The sequence below is a fragment of the Janthinobacterium fluminis genome, from assembly GCF_028595325.1.
Classification (GTDB): Bacteria; Pseudomonadota; Gammaproteobacteria; order Burkholderiales; family Burkholderiaceae_D; genus Janthinobacterium; species Janthinobacterium fluminis.
In genome coordinates this window covers 197,287-215,485 of the sequence record NZ_JAQQXR010000006.1, presented here as the reverse complement: position 1 = coordinate 215,485, position 18,199 = coordinate 197,287, and the positions used below count along the sequence as shown (strand labels likewise).

13 protein-coding genes are annotated in these 18,199 nt (G+C 67.8%); 11 read left to right on the top strand and 2 right to left on the bottom strand.

The window, feature by feature from the left end; translation table 11 throughout:
• Positions 1-81: 81 nt before the first annotated feature.
• Positions 82-1,989, bottom strand: coding sequence for a M61 family metallopeptidase (locus OIK44_RS16700; protein ID WP_273672273.1), 1,908 nt, complete (start codon positions 1,987-1,989; stop codon positions 82-84).
• Between the two features lie 220 nt (positions 1,990-2,209).
• Between OIK44_RS16700 and OIK44_RS16695 the strand changes: the two genes are divergently transcribed.
• The 6 genes from OIK44_RS16695 to coaD all read left to right on the top strand — a co-directional run bounded on the left by OIK44_RS16695 (position 2,210) and on the right by coaD (position 8,951).
• Positions 2,210-2,665, top strand: coding sequence for an Hsp20 family protein (locus tag OIK44_RS16695; RefSeq protein ID WP_273672271.1), 456 nt, complete (start codon positions 2,210-2,212; stop codon positions 2,663-2,665).
• A 208-nt stretch (positions 2,666-2,873) separates the two neighbouring features.
• Positions 2,874-4,004 (top strand): lytic polysaccharide monooxygenase, encoded by a 1,131-nt coding sequence (locus OIK44_RS16690; RefSeq protein WP_273672269.1) that lies wholly within the window; start codon positions 2,874-2,876, stop codon positions 4,002-4,004.
• Positions 4,005-4,171: 167 nt separating this feature from the next.
• Entirely contained in the window at positions 4,172-5,695 is a 1,524-nt protein-coding gene (locus tag OIK44_RS16685; RefSeq protein ID WP_273672268.1) for a DegQ family serine endoprotease, read from the top strand.
• A 28-nt stretch (positions 5,696-5,723) separates the two neighbouring features.
• On the top strand, positions 5,724-6,383 hold the full coding sequence (locus OIK44_RS16680) for a response regulator (RefSeq protein ID WP_273672267.1): 660 nt from the start codon (positions 5,724-5,726) through the stop codon (positions 6,381-6,383).
• Positions 6,380-7,711 carry an ATP-binding protein gene (locus OIK44_RS16675; RefSeq protein WP_273672265.1) on the top strand — a complete coding sequence of 444 codons (1,332 nt, stop codon included), beginning with the start codon at positions 6,380-6,382 and terminating at the stop codon, positions 7,709-7,711. Before OIK44_RS16680 ends, OIK44_RS16675 begins: the two co-directional genes overlap by 4 nt.
• 79 nt (positions 7,712-7,790) lie before the next feature.
• Positions 7,791-8,951: a pantetheine-phosphate adenylyltransferase gene (gene coaD / locus OIK44_RS16670; protein ID WP_273672264.1), complete on the top strand. Its 1,161-nt coding sequence runs from the start codon at positions 7,791-7,793 to the stop codon at positions 8,949-8,951.
• Positions 8,952-9,033: 82 nt separating this feature from the next.
• On the opposite strand, the gene OIK44_RS16665 is transcribed toward coaD, so the two are convergent.
• The gene (locus OIK44_RS16665; RefSeq protein ID WP_273672263.1) at positions 9,034-11,442 is read right to left on the bottom strand and encodes a TonB-dependent receptor plug domain-containing protein; all 2,409 of its coding nucleotides are present in this window, start codon (positions 11,440-11,442) and stop codon (positions 9,034-9,036) included.
• 370 nt (positions 11,443-11,812) lie between these two features.
• Here OIK44_RS16665 and OIK44_RS16660 point away from each other — a divergent pair, with 370 nt between their 5' ends.
• From OIK44_RS16660 to OIK44_RS16640, 5 genes are all read left to right on the top strand, one after another.
• A complete protein-coding gene (locus OIK44_RS16660) occupies positions 11,813-14,974 on the top strand; it encodes an error-prone DNA polymerase (protein ID WP_273672261.1) in 3,162 nt (1,053 codons plus the stop codon).
• A gap of 118 nt (positions 14,975-15,092) precedes the next feature.
• Positions 15,093-15,956, top strand: a complete 864-nt coding sequence (locus OIK44_RS16655; protein WP_273672259.1) for a ChaN family lipoprotein — start codon at positions 15,093-15,095, stop codon at positions 15,954-15,956.
• A gap of 143 nt (positions 15,957-16,099) precedes the next feature.
• A complete protein-coding gene (gene exbB / locus OIK44_RS16650) occupies positions 16,100-16,867 on the top strand; it encodes a tonB-system energizer ExbB (RefSeq protein WP_273672257.1) in 768 nt (255 codons plus the stop codon).
• A 3-nt stretch (positions 16,868-16,870) separates the two neighbouring features.
• Positions 16,871-17,287 carry a TonB system transport protein ExbD gene (gene exbD, locus OIK44_RS16645; protein WP_273672256.1) on the top strand — a complete coding sequence of 139 codons (417 nt, stop codon included), beginning with the start codon at positions 16,871-16,873 and terminating at the stop codon, positions 17,285-17,287.
• Positions 17,288-18,094, top strand: a complete 807-nt coding sequence (locus OIK44_RS16640) for a TonB family protein (protein ID WP_273672255.1) — start codon at positions 17,288-17,290, stop codon at positions 18,092-18,094.
• Positions 18,095-18,199: the final 105 nt, after the last annotated feature.

Genomic DNA, 18,199 nt, shown 5'->3' with positions numbered 1-18,199 from the left:
GCCCATCGGCCCTGGTTTTTGCTTGAGGCGCAGCAAGCTGGGGCAGCTAGCTGGGGCAGCAAGCTGGCGTCAGGGGCCGGCCTATTTCAGCGGTTGCAAAATGGCTTGCAGCCGGTCCGGCACGCCTTCGATGCGTTGCAGGCGCGGATAGCGCAAGCCGTCGTGGTAGTCCAGCGCAACGCTGCGGAAGTGCGGCCCCTTTTTGACCAGCAGTTCGATCGGTGCGGCGCCGCCCTTGGCCGCCGTCACGGCCGCCTTCAGCAGCGCCGGCTTGTAGGCGACGCCGTTGACGGCGAGCAGGGTGGTGTTGCCCGACAAGCCGGCCCGGAAACCCGGCCCCTCCCATTGCAGATTGCCGATCTTGCCATCCTTGTTGACGGAGAAGCCCAGCGAGTAGCTGAAATCGGTGGATTCGCCGCGCGCCTCGGCGCCTTTCAAGAACTCGGTCGGGGTGTCGGTGTAGACCAGTTTCCAGCCGGCGCGGGCCAGGCCGTCGAGCGGCGCGCCGGGGCCGTGGCCGTCCAGGCGGGCGCGCAGGAAGGCTTCCCAGTCGTGCGGCTGGAGCGCGTTCAGCGCCCGCGTCACGTCCTCGAAGGTGTAGGGCGAGGCGCCGCTGCCGCTGCCGCCGAAGAAGGCGCGGGCGAAATCGTCCAGCGAATGCCGTTCGCCCGACAGCTCGCGCAGCTTGGTGTCGACGTCGAGCCAGATCAGCGCACCCTCCGAATAGTAATCCTCGCTGCGCTGCCAGTTGCCCCAGCCGAGCGGGCGGCGGCCGTTGATGATGGGATCGTTGGTGGTGTCCTGCACGGCGCGCCAGCTGCGGCCGCGGACGTTGTCGTACTGGGCCGCCGTGGCGGCGAACAGGTCGCGCACGTTGGCCGGGGCGATCAGGCCCGAGCGGGCGGCCAGCACTTGCCCCCAGTACTGGGTCTGGCCCTCGTAGACCCACAACAGGCTGTTTTGCAGCGGCGTGTTGAAGTCCGGCGTGATCTGCTCGGCCGGGCGGCGGAACTTGCCATTCCACGAGTGCGCGAATTCATGCGGCAGCAGCGCCCGCCCGGCCTCGTGCTTGCTCCACTCGGTGAAGTATTCCGGTTTGACGCCGATTTCGCTCGATTGGAGGTGTTCGCGGCCGATGCCGCCGAACTCGTCGCTGAGCGCGAGCAGGAAGTCGTAGCGCGCGTAGTGGCGCGACTGGAACAGCTTGTAGGCTTGCTGCACCAGCGCGCGGTGCAATTCGATCTGCTCCGGCTTCGCCTCCAGGCTGTCGGCGCTGTCGGCGAACAGGTTCAGGTGCACCGGCGCGGCGCCGCCCGGATCGAGGTCGATGCGCTTGACGTGGCGGCCGGCGAACAGCGGCGAGTCGACCAGCGTGTCCAGGTCCAGCGGCTGGAAGGCGATGTCGTTGCCGCGCCGCGCGGCCGGCGTCAGCGCGGTGGCGAACTGCCAGCCGTCGGGTAGCGTCAGGTTCGGTTGCACCATGATGCGGCCGCTGGCGTAGCCGGCCGGGTACAGCGCCATCGCATGCCATTGCACGCCGAGGATGTCGGTGCCCATCGTGATGCGGCCCTGGTTGCCCTCGACCGGCGACAGGTACTGGTATTCCGCCTCCAGCGTCGCCACGCCGTCGGGCACCTCGACGTGGAAGGCGAACATGTTGACGGGGTCGCGGCGCCACGCCAGCGGCTTGCCCTTGCCGCTCAGTTTCAGGCCGGCGAACTGGGCCAGCGGCCCGCTCGGGCCGTGGTTGCCCGGCACCCACTGGGGATACAGCAGCGTCAGCTTGCCGGGCCGGGCGGGGATGCTGGCGCGCACGCGGAAAATCTGCTGCGCCACGTTGCTGGCGTCGACCCTCAGCACGATGGTGCCGGGGTAGGGCTGCTCGGCGGCGGCGCGATCCGCTGCGGCGTGGGCGCCGGCGGCGCAGATGGCGAGCAGGGCGCTCAGGGCGCTCAGGCGGAAACGGCGGGGCGGCAGGCGGTTGGTCATGGGCGTGATGGTCGGGAAACAAGGGCCGCTCGAGTGTAGCACGGGGCCGGCGGCGCCTGGCCGCCCGGGCTGGCGCAAATATTTTTTGCCGCCATGGGGTGTCTTGCGGCGTTTTTCAAGGTCTTGAAATGCCTGGACGGGGGCCGTATATCGTACTCAGCGGATGCTCATCGTGAGGTCCGCACCACCCTATCGCTTCACTCTTAAAAGGATATTGATCATGCGTACATTCGACCTCGCCCCCCTGTACCGTTCCGCCATCGGCTTCGACCGCCTGGCCCATTTGTTGAACGAAGCCCAGCGCGGCGACGCCCAGCCCAGCTACCCGCCGTACAACATCGAACTGGTATCGGAAGATAACTACCGCATCGTCATGGCCCTGGCCGGCTTCAGCCGCGCCGAAATCGACATCGTCGCCGAACGCGACACGCTGCACGTGACGGGGCGCAAGCAGAAAGATGGCGTCGAGCGCACCTTCCTGCACCGCGGCATCGCGGCGCGCGATTTCGAGCAGCGCTTCCAACTGGCCAATCACGTCAAGGTGACCGGCGCCGCGTTCGACAACGGCATGCTGACCATCGAGCTGGTGCGCGAAGTGCCGGAAGCGCACAAGCCGCGCAAGATTGTCATCGACGGCGGCGATAATGTGAGCGCGCTGGAACGCCAGGCCGCGTAACAGTCCGGCGGAAAAGGGCGGGCGGCGGCCTTGTTCGGGCCGCCACCGCATTGCCGCCAGATATTTTATTGATTTATCGTCATATTTTATCGATTTGCACCGGCATTTCAATCGTGCGCACCCTAAGCGGACTGTAGCATTCCATTTTTCAATGATCTGGCCCTGTCATGCCGACCTGGGCCAGATTCACATTCGGGAGTGTTATATCGTGCGTAAAATTTGCCTGTTGTCCGCTGCCGCGCTGACCCTGCTACCGCAATTCGCCGTCGCCCACGGCACGATGCTGGTGCCGATCAGCCGGGTCTACAACTGCTTCAAGGAAAACCCGGAAAACCCCAGCTCGGCCGCCTGCAAGGCCGTGGTCCAGATCAGCGGCACGCAGCCCTTGTACGACTGGAATGAAATCAATCAAAACTCGAACGGCGATCACCGCGCCTTCGTGCCGGATGGCCAGTTGTGCAGCGGCGGACGCAAGAAGTACGCCGGCCTGGACCAGGCGCGCAACGACTGGGTGGCATCGCCGATGGTGGTGCCGGCGTCGGGCGCCTTCACCTTCGTCTACGCGGCCACGGCGCCGCACGCGACGCGCTACTTCAAGTTCTACATCACCAAGGATGGCTGGAACCCGAACCTGGGCTTGAAATGGGGCGACCTGGAGGAGTTTGCGACGGTCAGCAACCCCGGCCCGGCCGTCGACAAGCGCTACACGATGACGGTCAAGATGCCGACCGGGAAGAAGGGCCGGCAAGTGATCTATTCGGTGTGGCAGCGCAGCGACAGCCCGGAAACCTTCTACTCGTGCTCGGACGTGAGCTTCAGCGGCGACAGCGTGCCGCCGCCCACCGTCAGCTGGGAGGAAAAAGGCGCCTTGATCGCCAACGGCAACCTGGCCGCCGGCAGCACCGTCACCTTCCGCGTCTTCGATCCGCAGGGTTCGGACGCGGCCAGGCTGGCGCTCAAGCTCGACGCCGCCAGCGGGCGGGCGGCGCAGTGGCCGCTGGCGCTGGCGCAAAAGGTCAACGCGGAATCGGCCATCTTCAAGATCGGCGTGCTGCAGTCGCAAGGGGGCGTCGTCAGCGTCGTGCCGGTGGCGTCGGCCAGCGCCAACCGCGTGTATCTGAGCAAAGCCTATCCGAACTATCACTACCAGGTCGACAAGGACACGCCGACCACGCCGCCGCAGCCGGGCGCCGGGCAGTGGGTCGAGGGCGCCGCGTATGCCGCCGGGCAGATCGTCAGTTTCGGCGGCAAGCGCTACAAGTGCCTGCAGCCGCACACCGCCCATGTGGGCGCGAACTGGCGGCCGGACGTCTCGCCGGCGCTGTGGCAGCCGGCCTAAACCGGGCCAACAAACCGCCGCGCCAAACCGGGGGCTGACACCCCGGTTTGGCGCGGCGGGTTTGCAGCGTTGTATCGGCGCCTTTCCGCGCGCCTGCTTAAGCGGCGTCTAAGTCTGCTACTCCATTATTGAAAGCATCGACAACCCTTTCAATTCAGGAGTGCTCCATGCAAAAACAATCTCATTCCGGATCGATGACCCTCAAGCGCCTGACGCTCGCGTTGGCCGGCTTGAGCGTCGTGGGCGCCATCGGCGCGATTGCGGTGCATCAAAACAATGCCGGCGCCAATCCGGCCCCGGCCGCCGTTGCCGCGGCCGTCGCCGCTGCGCCGGCGCAGGCGCCGCTGATGGTGGCGCTGCCCGACTTCAGCCAGATCGCCGCGCGCAACAGCCCGGCCGTGGTCAACATCAGCGTCACCGGCAGCACCAAGGTCGGCCTGGACATGCCCGCGCAAGGCCGCGGCCAGCGCGCCGACCCCTTCGGCGACGATCCCTTCTTCGAGTTCTTCCGCCGCTTCCAGGGGCCGCAGGGCGGCAACCGCGGCGGCCGCGACATCCCCACCCACGGCCTCGGCTCCGGCTTCATCGTCAGCCAGGACGGCGTCATCATCACCAATGCCCACGTCGTGCGCGACGCCCGCGAGGTGACGGTGAAACTGGCCGACCGGCGCGAATTCCGCGCCCGCGTGCTCGGCTCGGACCCGAAAACCGACATCGCCGTGCTGAAGATCGAGGCCAAGAACCTGCCGGTGGTGCCGCTGGGCGAGTCGAAGGACTTGAAGGTCGGCGAGTGGGTGCTGGCGATCGGCTCGCCCTACGGCTTCGACAGCACCGTGACGGCCGGCGTCGTCAGCGCCAAAGGCCGCTCGCTGCCGGACGACAGCAACGTGCCCTTCATCCAGACCGACGTGGCCGTCAACCCCGGCAACTCGGGCGGGCCGCTGTTCAATGTGCGCGGCGAGGTGGTCGGCGTGAATTCGCAGATCTATAGCCAGACGGGGGGCTTCCAGGGCCTGTCGTTCGCCATCCCGATCGACCTGGCGCACCGCATCAAGGACCAGATCGTCGCCACCGGCAAGGCCAGCCACGCCAAGCTGGGCGTGACGGTGCAGGAAGTCAACCAGGGCTTCGCCGATTCCTTCAAGCTGGCCACGCCGGAGGGCGCGCTGGTGGCCAACGTCGAGCCGGGCAGTCCGGCCGCGCGGGCGGGCCTGAGGCCGGGCGACGTCGTGCGCAAGCTCAACGGCCAGAACATCGTCGCCTCGGCCGACCTGCCGGCCTTGGTGGGAAACGCGCTGCCGGGTGATAATGTGACGATGGAGGTGTGGCGCGAAGGGAAAACCATCGCGCTGGCGGCCAAGCTGGGCGACGCCGCCGACAAGGTGGCCGACGCCGGGGCCGGCGCCGGCGAGGCGGCGGCCGGCAAGGTCAGGCTGGGGCTGGCGCTGCGCGCCCTGCAGCCGGACGAGCGGCGCGACGCCGGCCTCAATTCCGGGCTGGTGGTCGAGGACGCCAACGGCGCGGCCGCCTACGCCGGCGTGCAGCCGGGCGACGTGCTGCTGTCGGTGAATGGCAAGCCGGTGAACAGTGTCGAACAGGTGCGCGAGGTGGTAGCGAAGTCGGCCAGGTCGGTGGCGCTGCTGATACAGCGCGGCGCCGAGCGCATCTTCATTCCGGTGCGCCTGGGTTGACTGTAGATTAACGATAAACGGGGACGCGATGCGACTGCTGCTGGTGGAAGATGACGTGATGATAGGCGAGGTCGTGCTCGACTTGCTGCGGGCCGAGCATTACGCGGTCGACTGGGTCAAGGACGGCGACATGGCCGACACGGCGCTGCTCACGCAAAGCTACGACCTGGTGCTGCTGGACCTGGGCTTGCCGCGCAAGGACGGCCTCGACGTGCTGCGCGGCATGCGCCTGCGCAAGCAGGACACGCCGGTGCTGGTGGCGACGGCGCGCGACGCCGTCGACCAGCGCATCGCCGGCCTGGACGCCGGCGCCGACGACTACGTGCTCAAGCCCTACGACCTCGACGAGCTGCTCGCGCGCATCCGCGCGCTGCTGCGGCGCGCCGCCGGCCGGCCCGAGCCCGTGTTCGAGCACCAGGGAGTGCGCATCAACCCGCTGACGCGCGAAGTCGTCGCCGACGGCCAGTCCGTCAACCTGTCGGCGCGCGAGTGGGCCGTGCTGGAAGCCTTGATCGCCCGCCCCGGCATCGTGCTGTCGCGCGCCCAGCTGGAGGAAAAGCTGTATAGCTGGAAGGACGAGGTCAACAGCAACGCCGTCGAAGTCTACATCCACGGCCTGCGCAAGAAACTCGGCAGCGACTTGATCCAGAACGTGCGCGGCCTCGGCTACATGGTGCCGAAAGCATGAAGGTGACGCATTCGCTGCGCGGGCGCCTGCTGTGGTTCCTGCTGGCCGCCATCATCATGGCGGCGCTGGCGCAAGCCTCGATCGCCTACCGCAGCGCGCTGTACGACGCCGATGAAATCTTCGATTACCACATGCAGCAGATGGCGCTGTCGCTGCGCTCCGGCGCGCCGCTGCAGAACCAGGCGGAGACGCCGGCCGACCCGGCCAATAACGACCTGGTGGTGCAGGTGTGGACGCCGGACGGCGTGCAGGTGTTCCGCTCGATCACGCGGGCGGAGCTGCCGCAGCGGGCCGTGTTGGGCTTTTCCAACGTCAAGGCGAACGGCACCACCTACCGCATCTTCTCGGTGCAGACCAGCTCGCAAACGGTGCAGGTGGCGCAGGACATGGCCGTGCGCAAGCGCATGGCCGGCAGCCTGGCGCTGCGCACGGTCGGCCCCATCGCGCTGATGGCGCCCATCCTGATGCTGGTGGTCTGGTGGGTCGTCAGCGGCTCGCTGGCGCCGGTGGCGCGGGTGCGCAAGCAGGTCGCGGCGCGCCAGGCCGACGACCTATCGCCCGTGTCCGAGGCGGGCTTGCCGGACGAGGTGCAGCCGCTGGTGCAGGAATTGAACCTGCTGTTCGGCCGCGTCAAGACGGCGTTCGAGGCGCAGCAGCACTTCGTCGCCGACGCCGCGCACGAGTTGCGCACGCCGCTGGCGGCGCTGAAGCTGCAGGTGCTCAGCCTGGAGCGGGCCGGCTGCGCCGACAGCCGCAGCGTGGCCATCGGCCGGCTCGGCGCCGGCATCGAGCGGGCCACGCGCCTGGTCGAGCAATTGCTGGTGCTGGCGCGCCAGGAGGCCAGCGCCGCCAGCGGCGACGCCATGCAGCCGGTCGACCTGGGCGAGCTGGTCAAGCGCACGCTGGGCGACTTGAGCGGCGCGGCGCAGGCGCGCAAGATCGACCTGGGCCTGCACCACGCCGACCCGGCCGTCAGCGTCGCCGGCCAGGGCGAGGCGCTGCTGATCATGCTGCGCAACCTGGTCGACAATGCCCTCAAGTACACGCCGGCCGGCGGCACCGTCGACGTCGAGCTGCGCAGCTCGCCGCTGGGCGTCACGCTGGCGGTCGAGGACAGCGGCCCCGGCATCTCGCCGGAGGAGCGCGAGCGCGTCTTCAACCGTTTCTACCGCGTGCCGGGCAGCGCGGCCGCCGGCAGCGGCCTCGGCCTGGCCATCATCAAGTCCATCGCCGAACACCACGGCGCCAGGCTGGTGCTGGACCAGTCGGCCCGCCTGGGCGGCCTGTGCGTGCGCGTCGAGTTCCCCGTTGCGGTGATAAAAACTTAACCTTGATGCAATATTTTTAATTGACGGGCGCCGCCGGGCGCTATATCTTCTGCGGAATTAGCCAAATTTGGAGCGCCGTATGAAGAAGATCGGATTTTCCGGGACCCTCGACCCCATCACCAACGGCCATATGTGGGTGATCGGCGAGGCCCGCTCGCTGGCCGACGAGGTCGTCGTCTTCCTGTCGCAGAACCCGGTCAAGCAGCCGCAATTTCCCGCCGAGGAGCGCAAGCAGATCATCGAGCAGAGCGCGCGCGAACGGGGCTGGGAGAATGTGCAGGTGGTCATCGTCAAGAGCGACTACACGGCGCGGGTGGCGAAAAAGCACGGCGCCGACTACCTGATACGCGGCATCCGCACCACCGCCGACTTCGACTATGAAAATCTGATCCAGCAAACCAACGTCGACGTGCTGCAGGGCGCCAAGACCATCTTCGTCATGCCGCCGCGCGACCTGGGCTCGGTCAGCTCCAGCTTCGTCAAGGCGCTGGAGGGGCCGGTCGGCTGGAACTGGACGATGAAAAAATTCGTGCCGGGGCCGGCTTACCGGGCCTGGATACTGAGCTGGCTGCGCAAGGAGTGGGACGGCCTGTGGGAGCACGCCGGCGCGGCCGTGCCGGCGGGGCTGATCGACCACTGGTTCGAGCACCTGACCAGCGTGCAAGCCTACGGCGGCGCCGAGCGGCATTACCATAACCTCGACCACCTGGTGCATGGCCTGTGCGAAATCCGCGCGTGGGCGGCCAACACGCAGGCGTCGCAGCACGATATGGACACTGTCAAGAAGGCGTTCTGGTTCCACGACGCGCTGTACGAGCGCGACGAGGCGGCCTTGTTCTCGAACGAGGAGGCGAGCGCGCAACTGTGGCTGGGCAGCAGCCTGGACGCGGGCGCCACGGCCGCCGCCGTGGCCGAGCTGATACGCGCCACCGACCACTTCCAGGCGCCGGCCATCGACCACCAGCTGAAAGACGTCATGCTCAGCGTCGACCTGGCCATTCTGGGGCAAAACGACGAAGTCTACCTGGCCTACACGCATGCGATCCGCCAGGAGTACGCCCACGTGGAAGAGCCGCGCTTCCGCGAGCAGCGGCAACTGGCGCTGATCCAGCTGCGCGCCAAGGCCGAGGCGGGAGAGTTGTTCGGCGACCCCTATTTCGCCGAGCAGTACAACGACAAGGCGATCGACAACCTGACGCGGGAAATCGACGCGCTCGATGCGGGACGGCAAGGTAGCTGAGCGCGGCGCGGCCTGAAGTGAAAACGCCCCGCACATTGCTGTGCGGGGCGCCGCGCTCCGGCAAATGCGATGCGCTAACTGCTTAGAACTTGACCCACAGGCGGCCGAAGTAGGAGGCGCCGTTCAGGCCGAACTGCACGCTGTCCGACTTGAAGCCGTTGTCGGTGCCGTCGGCGTCCTGGGAGGTCGGCTTGACGTTGAAGATGTTGTTGCCGCCAAAGGTCAGCTTGGTGTTCTTGTTGATGGCATAGGTGAAGCTCAGGTCGGCCGAGGTCTTCGGCGCGTAGCGGGCGTCCGGCCGCGGCGAGCCGTCGTCGTAGTCGAACGCGGCCAGCGTCTGCGAGCCGAAGTGGGTGATCTTCAGCTCCGTTTCCAGCGCGCCGCTGACATAGTCGAAGCCCAGCGTGGCTTTCGCGCGCGGGCCGCCCTGTTCGATGAACAGGCGCTCGCGGCGGTTCAGCAGCACGTCTTCGTAGCCCTTCAGCGCGGCCGGCGCGTGGATGCCGGTCACTTCCGTTTTGCTCAGGTTCAGCGCCAGGAAGGTGGTCAGCTTGTTGGCGCCGAAGTTGGTCTTGTGCGAGGCCGTCAAGTCCAGTCCGCGGGTCTTGGTGTCGATCGAGTTGACGAAGAATTGCGCCTGGTCCACGCCCAGCGCCGCCAGCTGGCTGGCCAGGCCGGGGAAGTTGCCGCTGTCGAAGCGGCCGGACAGGACGATGCGGTCCTTGATCTTGATCTGGTACAGGTCCGCCGTGACCGACACGGCCGCGCTCGGGGTCCAGGTGCTGCCCAGGGTCAGGCTGGTCGATTTTTCCTCTTTCAGTTTCGGGATGCCGGCCAGCGTGGCGACGGCGCCGCCGTTCGGCGCCAGCACGACGTTGGTGGCCTGGCCGCTGACGAAGTCGGTGAAGGTCGAGGAGAAGTACACCTGCTGCAGCGACGGCGCGCGGAAGCCGGTGCTGGCCGAGCCGCGCAGCAGGATCTCGTTGGTGGCGCGGAAGCCGGCCGACAGCTTGCCCGTGACGGTCGAGCCGAAGTCGCTGAATTTTTCGTAGCGCACGGCCGCCGCCGTTTTCAGGCGCTCCGTCACGTCCGCTTCCAGGTCCAGGTACAGCGCCGTGCTGTGGCGCTTGGCCTTGGTCACGTCGCTTGGCTGGAAGCCGGGGAAGCCCTGGCTGCCGGCGTTGCCGCCGACGCCGACGCCGTCGGCGTCGATGTAGGAGCCGGCCTCGCCGGCGGCGATTTTATACTCCTCGCTGCGGTATTCGGCGCCGAAGGCGACGTTCAGGCCGTGCAGCACGCCGTTGTAGAAGCGGCTGAAGTCGGCGTTGCTGGTCAATTGCTGGAACGAGAAGCCGCCCGCGTTGAAGCGGTCCGGGCTGACGCCCTTGCCGCCGCGCTGCAGGTCGAGGTTGGCGATGGAGGCGTTCAGCGTGTTGCTGATGTTGTACATCATCTTGTTGTAGCCGTAGGTTTGCGAGAAGTCCGCATTCCATTCGCCGATCTGGCTGCGGTGGCCGATGGTGCCGTAGTGGTCGTCGATCTTGGCGTTGATGAAGGGCGCGAAGCCGTTCGGGTACATCGCCGCCGCGTTCTTTTTCGGGATGTCGCCCGAGCCGATGCCGCCGCGGCCGAAGGCGGCGCTGGAGGCGTCGCGCTGCTGGGCGCCGGCCGTGAAGTAGAGCTTGCCGCTGGCGCCGGTTTTGTAGTCGCCGTTGACGTACAGGGTCTGGTTCTCGGCCTTGGTGTCGCCGATGATGCGCAGGCTGCCGGGATCGGCCCGGTTCGAGCGGCCGCGGTCCAGGTATTCGCCGGTGATGCCGATGACGCCCTGGTCGCCCAGCGCGATGCCGCAGTAGGCCGAGGCCAGGTAGTTCTTGCCGTCGCCGACGGAATACTGGCTGTAGCCGGCGATGGCTTCGCAGCCGAGGCTCTTTTTCAGGCCGATGTCGATGACGCCGGCGATCGCGTCGGAGCCGTACTGGGCGGCGGCGCCGTCGCGCAGCACTTGCACGTCCTTGATGGCCAGCAGCGGGATGGCGTTCATGTCGGTGCCGGTGTTGCCGCGGTTGCGCGCGCCGAACAGGTTGACCAGGGCCGTCGTGTGGCGGCGCTTGCCGTTCACCAGCACCAGGGTCTGGTCCGAGCCGAGGCCGCGCAGCGCGGCCGAGTCGACCAGGTCGGCGCCGTCGGCGCCGCTCTGGCGCGTCGAGTTGAACGACGGCGAGATGTATTGCAGCGACTGGCCCAGGTCGAACTGGCCGCCCTGCTCGGACACTTTGGTCAGCGAGATGACGTCGACCGGCACCATGGTGTCGGTCGAGGAGGTGGTGGCGCGGCGCGAGCCGACCACGGTGACGCTTTGCATGGAAGCATCGCTCTTGGCGCCGTCCGCTGCGCTTTGCGCGAAGGCGGCCGGTGCGCACGCGGCCAGGGCTGCGCTGCCGGACAGGCTGAGTAGGACGGCTTTACGTAAAGTTGAAACTGTGAACACGCGGCGTCTCCCTATAAGAATTGTGTTTTTGATTCTAAACGAAGCGTTCCCGGCTAACTATTAATTAGTTTCACTTTGTGACGAATTCACGGTCGGCGCCGCCTCTCCGTTGTTTCTTGTTAACGCTACCGGGGACAGACCACGATTTCCGGGAAAGACTTCCCGGAAATCGTGGTCTGTCCCCAAGCGGCTCCCAAGCGGCTCAGCGACAAGGCGTTCGAGAAGCTGACGCGGGAAATCGATGCGCTCGGCGAATGCTACTGGGGGACAGACCACGATTTCCGGGAAAGACTTTCCCCGGAAATTGTGGTCTGTCCCCAAACGGCCAAGCGGCTATAATACTGTGTTTATATACAGTATTGTGGCGGCCATGGGACCAGCGAGCTTGCCCGCTTACGCGGAGCTGTTTTGCCTGACAAATTTTTCATTTTTGCATGGCGCGTCGCATGCGGAGGAGTTGGTCGGGCGCGCCGCGCAGCTCGGCTACGCGGCGCTGGCCGTCACCGACGAGTGTTCGCTGGCCGGCGTGGTGCGCGCGCACGCCGAGGCCAAGCGGGCCGGCCTGCCCTTGATCGTCGGCGCGCATTTCCACTTGAGGCAGCCCGACGGCAGCCCGGCGCTGTCGCTGCTGGCGTTGGCGCAAAACCGCAACGGCTACGGCAATCTGTCCGAGCTGATCACGTTGGCGCGCACGCGCGAGGGCGCCGTCAAGGGCAGTTATCTGCTCACGCCCGACGATGTCGCCGCGCCCGCGCCGGACTACGCGCATCTGCGCGGCCTGGCCGATTGCCTGCTGATCCTGCTGCCCCAGTATCCGGTCCACCAGCCGGCCGACACGGCGCGCCTGCACGCCCAGGCGGCGTGGTTGTCGGCCACTTTTCCGGGGCGCGCCTGGATAGGCTTGAACTTGTTGCAGCGCGCCTTCGACGAGGCGCACCGGCTCGGCGTCGACGAGGTGGCGCGGCAGCACGCTCTGCCGGTGGTGGCGGTCGGCCATGTGTGCATGCATGTGCGCTCGCGCAAGCCTTTGCAGGACACCTTGTGTGCTGTGCGCGTCGGCAAGCCGGTGGGCGAGTGCGGTTACGCGCTGGCGCAGAACGCCGAGCAGCATTTGCGCGCGCGCCTGCGCCTGGCCAATCTGTATCCGCGCCCGGCGCTGGCCGAGACGGTGCGCATCGCCGGCCTGTGCACGTTTTCGCTCGACGAGCTGCGCTACGAGTATCCCGACGAGCTGGTGCCGGCCGGCCACACGCCGAGCAGTTATTTGCGCAGCGAAACCTATAGCGGCGCGCACCGCCGCTTCCCGCAGGGCATCCCGGCGGCCGTGCAGCGGCAGATCGAGCGCGAGCTGGCGTTGATCGCCGAGCTCGCCTACGAGCCGTATTTCCTGACCGTCTACGACATCGTCCGCTTCGCCCGTTCCCGGGGCATCCTGTGCCAGGGGCGCGGTTCGGCGGCCAATTCGGCCATCTGCTACTGCCTGCATGTGACCGAGGTCGACCCGGCCCGCGGCAATCTGCTGTTCGAGCGCTTCATCTCGAAGGAGCGCGCCGAGGCGCCCGACATCGACGTCGATTTCGAGCACCAGCGGCGCGAGGAGGTGATCCAGTACCTTTACCGCAAGTATGGGCGCGAGCGGGCGGCGCTGGCCGCCGTCGTCATCAGCTACCGGCCCAAGAGCGCGCTGCGCGACAGCGGCAAGGCGCTCGGCATCGACCTGGCCGTCGTCGAGAAGGTGGCCAAGGCGCACCACTGGTTCGACGGCAAGCGCGACCTGCTGAACCGCCTGGCCGAGTGCGGCCTGGACCCGGAGGCGCCGTTGTCGCAGCAGTGGGCCGCGCTGGCGCAGCGGCTGCTGGGCTTTCCGCGCCATTTGTCGCAGCATCCGGGCGGCTTCGTCATCGCCCGGGGCAAGCTGTCGCGCCTGGTGCCGATCGAGAACGCGACGATGGCCGAGCGCAGCGTGATCCAGTGGGACAAGGACGATCTGGAGGAGCTGGGTTTGATGAAGGTCGACGTGCTGGCGCTGGGCATGCTGTCGGCGCTGCGCCGCGCGCTGGAGCTGGTCGGGCGGCGCCGCGGCGGCGCGTTCGCGCTGCAGGACATTCCGCCGGAGGACGGCGCGACCTACGACATGATGTGCGAGGCCGACACGATAGGCGTGTTCCAGATCGAGTCGCGCGCGCAGATGAGCATGCTGCCGCGCCTGCGGCCGCGCCGTTTTTACGATCTCGTCATCGAGGTGGCGCTGGTGCGGCCGGGGCCGATCCAGGGCGGCATGGTGCACCCGTATTTGCAGCGGCGGCAAAATCCGGCGCTGGTCGATTATCCGAAGGGCTTGCGCAAGGCGCTGGAGCGGACCCTGGGCGTGCCGATTTTCCAGGAGCAGGTGATGCAGGTGGCCATTATCGCGGCCGGCTATACGCCCGGCGAGGCGGACCAGTTGCGGCGCGCGATGGCGGCCTGGAAGCGCAAGGGCGGCATGGACAGCCACCACGAGCGCCTGGTCGACGGCATGACGGGCAACGGTTACACGGCCGAATTCGCCGAAGCGATTTTTAGCCAGATCCAGGGCTTCGGCGAATACGGTTTCCCCGAGTCGCACGCGGCCAGTTTCGCGCTGCTGACCTATGCCAGCTCCTGGCTCAAGTGCCACGAGCCGGCGGCCTTTTTGTGCGCCTTGCTGAACAGCCAGCCGATGGGTTTTTACAGCCCCTCGCAACTGGTGCAGGACGCCAGGCGCCACGGCGTCGAGGTGCGCCCGGCCGACGTCAGCGTCAGCGGCTGGGCCTCGGCGCTGGAAGACGATCCGGGCGGCGCCGGGCAGCCGGCGGTGCGCATCGGCCTGGCGCTGCTGAGCGGCATGCGCGCCGACGCCGCCCGGCGCATCGAGCAAGCCCGCGCCGAGCGGCCGTTCGACAGCGTGGCCGACCTGGCGCGGCGCGCCAGCCTGGAGCGCCAGGACTTGCAGGTGCTGGCCGGCGGCAACGCCTTGCTGGCGCTGGCGGGCAACCGCCGCCAGGCGCTGTGGCAGGCCGTGGGCGCGGTGCCGGACAGGGACTTGCTGCGCCCGACCACGCCGGACGAGGCCGTGCCGCTGCTGCAGCCGCCGTCGGAGGGCGAGGAGATACTCGGCGACTACCGCGCCCAGGGGCTGACGCTGGGGCGCCATCCGCTGGCGCTGCTGCGCGCGCAGTTGCTGGAGCGGCGCTTCATGCCGGCGGCGGCCCTGGCCGCCTACCAGAACGGGCAGCTGGCGCGCGCCTGCGGCATCGTCACCGTGCGCCAGCGCCCCGGCACGGCCAAGGGCGTGCTGTTCATCACCCTGGAGGATGAGACGGGCAGCGTCAACGTGATTATCTGGCCGGCCCTGGTCGAGCGGCAGCGCCGCGAGGTGCTCGGCGCGCCGCTGCTGGGCGTGTACGGCGTGTGGCAGCGCGAGGGCAGCGTGCGCCATCTGGTGGCCAAGCGCCTGGTCGACATGTCGCGCCTGCTGGGGCGGCTGCCGACCGGCAGCCGCGATTTCTGCTGATGCGGGCGGGCGCCGCCGGGCAGGGGGAATTACTTCAATGTTATCATTGTAAATGAGAATCATTTCTATTAAAATGCCGCCCATCGCTGGTATGCAGCCGAAATAGAGGGCATTTCCCATGAAATTATTGTTATCGCTGTGCGCCGTGTTCCTCAGCGCATGCACCTCGGTGCTGCCGGCCGGGCCGTCGCTGCCGGCGCCGGCCGATGTCGCCAGCGTCGGCGAGATCGTCGACCTGCGCAGCGGCGCCCGCCTGAGCGCCGCCGAATTGCTCACGCGCCTGGCCGCCGCGCCGCGCGTGCTGGTCGGCGAGCAGCACGACCAGGCCGAGCACCACCGCATCGAGCTGTGGCTGGCGCAGCAACTGGCGCGCCAGCGGCCCCAGGGCAGCGTGCTGCTGGAAATGCTGAACCCTGACCAGCAGGACAAGGTGGACCAGGTCAAATTGTGGTTGCAGGGCAATCCCGTGGTGCGCGCCGAGCGTGTCGCCGAGTTGCTGTCCTGGCAGAAAGGCTGGAGCTGGGCGCTGTACGGCGATTTGGCGATGGACTTGATGCGGGCGCCGTATCCCTTGTTGTCGGCCAATTTGGACCGCGCCGAAGTGCAGACGATAGGGCGCCAGCAGCCGGCGCTGAGCGGCGCGCTGTCGACCCGCCCCGAGGTGCGCGCGCGGCTGGAGGCGACGATACGCGACATGCATGACAACCAGATCGACGCGCCGCGTCTGCAGGCGATGCTGTCGGTGCAGCAGCAACGCGACCGGCGCATGGCCGAGCGCCTGCTGGCGGCGCCCGCGCCGGCCCTGCTGATGGCCGGCGGCTACCACGCCGCCAAGGATATCGGCGTGCCGCTGCATGTGCGCGATCTGGCCGGCGAGCAGCCGTTGACGGTGCTGATGCTGGCCGAGCGCGGCGCCGACGTCAGCCTGCAGCAGGCCGATTATGTCTGGTACACGCCGGCCCAGCCCGAGCCCGCCATCTAGGCGAACGCCACGATTTTCCCTTCTAGTAGTGACATTCCGGGGCGACCTTTGCGGGTCTGCCTCCGGCTTTGCCGTGGCCGAAGCGGCTTGACGAGCGCGGCTGTCCGCCCGCACAACGATGACTTATTTGTAAGAGTAACAATATGACGATGAAACTCCCGCGCCACGCGCTCTTCCTTTGCCTCTGCCTGGCGGCGACGCCCGCCCTTGCCGCCGGCGCCGCGCCGGCCGACATGTCGCCGCTGGCCATGTTTTTTGCGGCCGACCGCGTCGTCAAAAGCGTATTGATCGGCCTGCTGCTGGCCTCGCTGGCAAGCTGGGTCGTGCTGCTGGTGAAGGGCACGGCGCTGCTGCAGGCGCAGCGCGAAGCGGGTCGCGCCGTTGCCTTGCTGAAGCAGGCCACCTCGCTGCCGGACGCCATCGCCCGCGCCGCTTCCGCCACGCGCCAGGCCTTGGCGCAGTGCCTGCTGAACGATGTGCAGCAAGAGCTGGCGCTGTCGCACGCCGGCTCGTCCGGCGCCACGCTGAAGGAGCGCGCCGGTTTCCGCCAGGAGCAATTGATTGCGCTGAAGACGCGCGAAATGACGCGCGGCATCGGCATTCTGGCGACGGTCGGCGCGGTGGCGCCCTTCGTCGGCCTGTTCGGCACGGTCTGGGGCATCATGAACAGCTTCATCGGCATCGCCGTGAGCAAGAGCACGAATCTGGCGACGGTCGCGCCCGGCATCGCCGAGGCTTTGCTGGCCACCGCCCTGGGCCTGGTGGCGGCGATTCCCGCCGTCGTCATCTACAACCTGCTGACGCGCGGCATCAACCACCACAAGGCGCTGGTGCGCGAAGCGGCGGCCCAGGTGCTGCTGATGCTCAGCCGCGACCTCGACGTGCCGCAGCGCCTGACGCCGGGGGCCTGAACCATGGGCGCCTTCTTTCCTGCGCAGGACGAGGACATGGTCGAGGTGCACGAGATCAATGTGACGCCCTTCATCGACGTCATGCTGGTGCTGCTGATTATTTTCATGGTGGTGTCGCCGCTGGCCACCGTCGATTTGAAAATCGACTTGCCCGCCGCCAGCGCCCAGCCCGAGCCGCGCCCGGACAAGCCGGTCTTCATTTCGCTGAAGGCGGACCGGAGCCTGTATCTGGCCGAGCAGCCGGTGTCGCTGGCGCAGTTGGGCGGGCAACTGGATGCGCAGACGGGCGCCGACAGGCAGACCACGCTGTTTTTTCAGGCCGACAAGCGTTCGCCCTACGAGGATGTGATGGCGGTGATGGACGCGCTGCGCAAGGCCGGCTATCTGAAGGTCGGCTTGGTCGGCCGGGAGGCGGAGTAAATGGCGGCGCTTGTTGCGCCGGCGGCGCCGCGCCCGGTGATGAGTTGGGGCATCGCCATGTTGCTGGTGTCGGCCGTTTGCCTGTCGTTGCTGCGGGTGCTGGCGCACGGGCCGGCGGCGGCCTTGCCGCAGACGATGCCGGCGGCGGCCGTGATGCTGGTGTTTTCCTCGCAGATCGCGGCACCGGAATCGCCGCGCGCGCTGGCCGTCGGCGCGCGCGAGGCCATCGCCGCCTCGGCCAGGCCGGACAGGCGCGCGCCGGAAAGGGAGAAGCGTCCGGTCGCGGCGCGCGCGGCGGCCCCGCAAATCGTTGCCGCCGAGGAGGCGAAGCAGCGTCCGGTCGCGGCGCCGGAGCCGACGCCTTCGCCCGACGCCCGCCCTGTCGAGGCGCCGGCGCAGCTGCCGTCGTCGGCCAGCAGCAGCGCCGCGCCGGCCCCGGCCGCCTTGCGCGCGGCCCAGGCGGCGGCGCCGTTCAACAGCGACGCGCCGTCGGCGTCGGCCGTCCATTCCAGCTGGCAAAGCCTGGTGCTCAGCCATTTGGGCAAGTACAAACGCTATCCGGGCGACGCCAGGCAGCGCAAGCGCGCCGGCGCGGCCTGGGTCCGCTTCACCGTGAACGGCCAGGGCAGGGTGCTGGCCAGCGAACTGCTCACCTCGTCGGGCACGCCGGTGCTGGACCGCGAGGCGCTGCTGTTACTGGAGCGCGCGCAACCCTTGCCGCCGCCGCCGGAGCAGATGGTGCGGCAGGGCCAAGTGACCGTCACCTTGCCGGTGCAATTTAATTTGGAAAACAACGGCGCGGCCTGAGCTCGCTCATGTGCTAGCCGCCGCCATGCACGACCCCGGACCACGCGTCCGGTCCGGTCGCCCCTTGCACTCCAGAGCGGTGCGGGTTGCTTCGCTGCGCCCGTG

Coding starts and splice junctions, on each gene's coding strand:
- OIK44_RS16700 (WP_273672273.1), bottom strand. CDS start 1,989: ATGACCAACCGCCTGCCGCCCCGCCGTTTCCGCCTGAGCGCCCTGAGC.
- OIK44_RS16695 (WP_273672271.1), top strand. CDS start 2,210: ATGCGTACATTCGACCTCGCCCCCCTGTACCGTTCCGCCATCGGCTTC.
- OIK44_RS16685 (WP_273672268.1), top strand. CDS start 4,172: ATGCAAAAACAATCTCATTCCGGATCGATGACCCTCAAGCGCCTGACG.
- OIK44_RS16680 (WP_273672267.1), top strand. CDS start 5,724: ATGCGACTGCTGCTGGTGGAAGATGACGTGATGATAGGCGAGGTCGTG.
- OIK44_RS16675 (WP_273672265.1), top strand. CDS start 6,380: ATGAAGGTGACGCATTCGCTGCGCGGGCGCCTGCTGTGGTTCCTGCTG.
- coaD (WP_273672264.1), top strand. CDS start 7,791: ATGAAGAAGATCGGATTTTCCGGGACCCTCGACCCCATCACCAACGGC.
- OIK44_RS16660 (WP_273672261.1), top strand. CDS start 11,813: ATGGGACCAGCGAGCTTGCCCGCTTACGCGGAGCTGTTTTGCCTGACA.
- OIK44_RS16655 (WP_273672259.1), top strand. CDS start 15,093: ATGAAATTATTGTTATCGCTGTGCGCCGTGTTCCTCAGCGCATGCACC.
- exbB (WP_273672257.1), top strand. CDS start 16,100: ATGACGATGAAACTCCCGCGCCACGCGCTCTTCCTTTGCCTCTGCCTG.
- exbD (WP_273672256.1), top strand. CDS start 16,871: ATGGGCGCCTTCTTTCCTGCGCAGGACGAGGACATGGTCGAGGTGCAC.
- OIK44_RS16640 (WP_273672255.1), top strand. CDS start 17,288: ATGGCGGCGCTTGTTGCGCCGGCGGCGCCGCGCCCGGTGATGAGTTGG.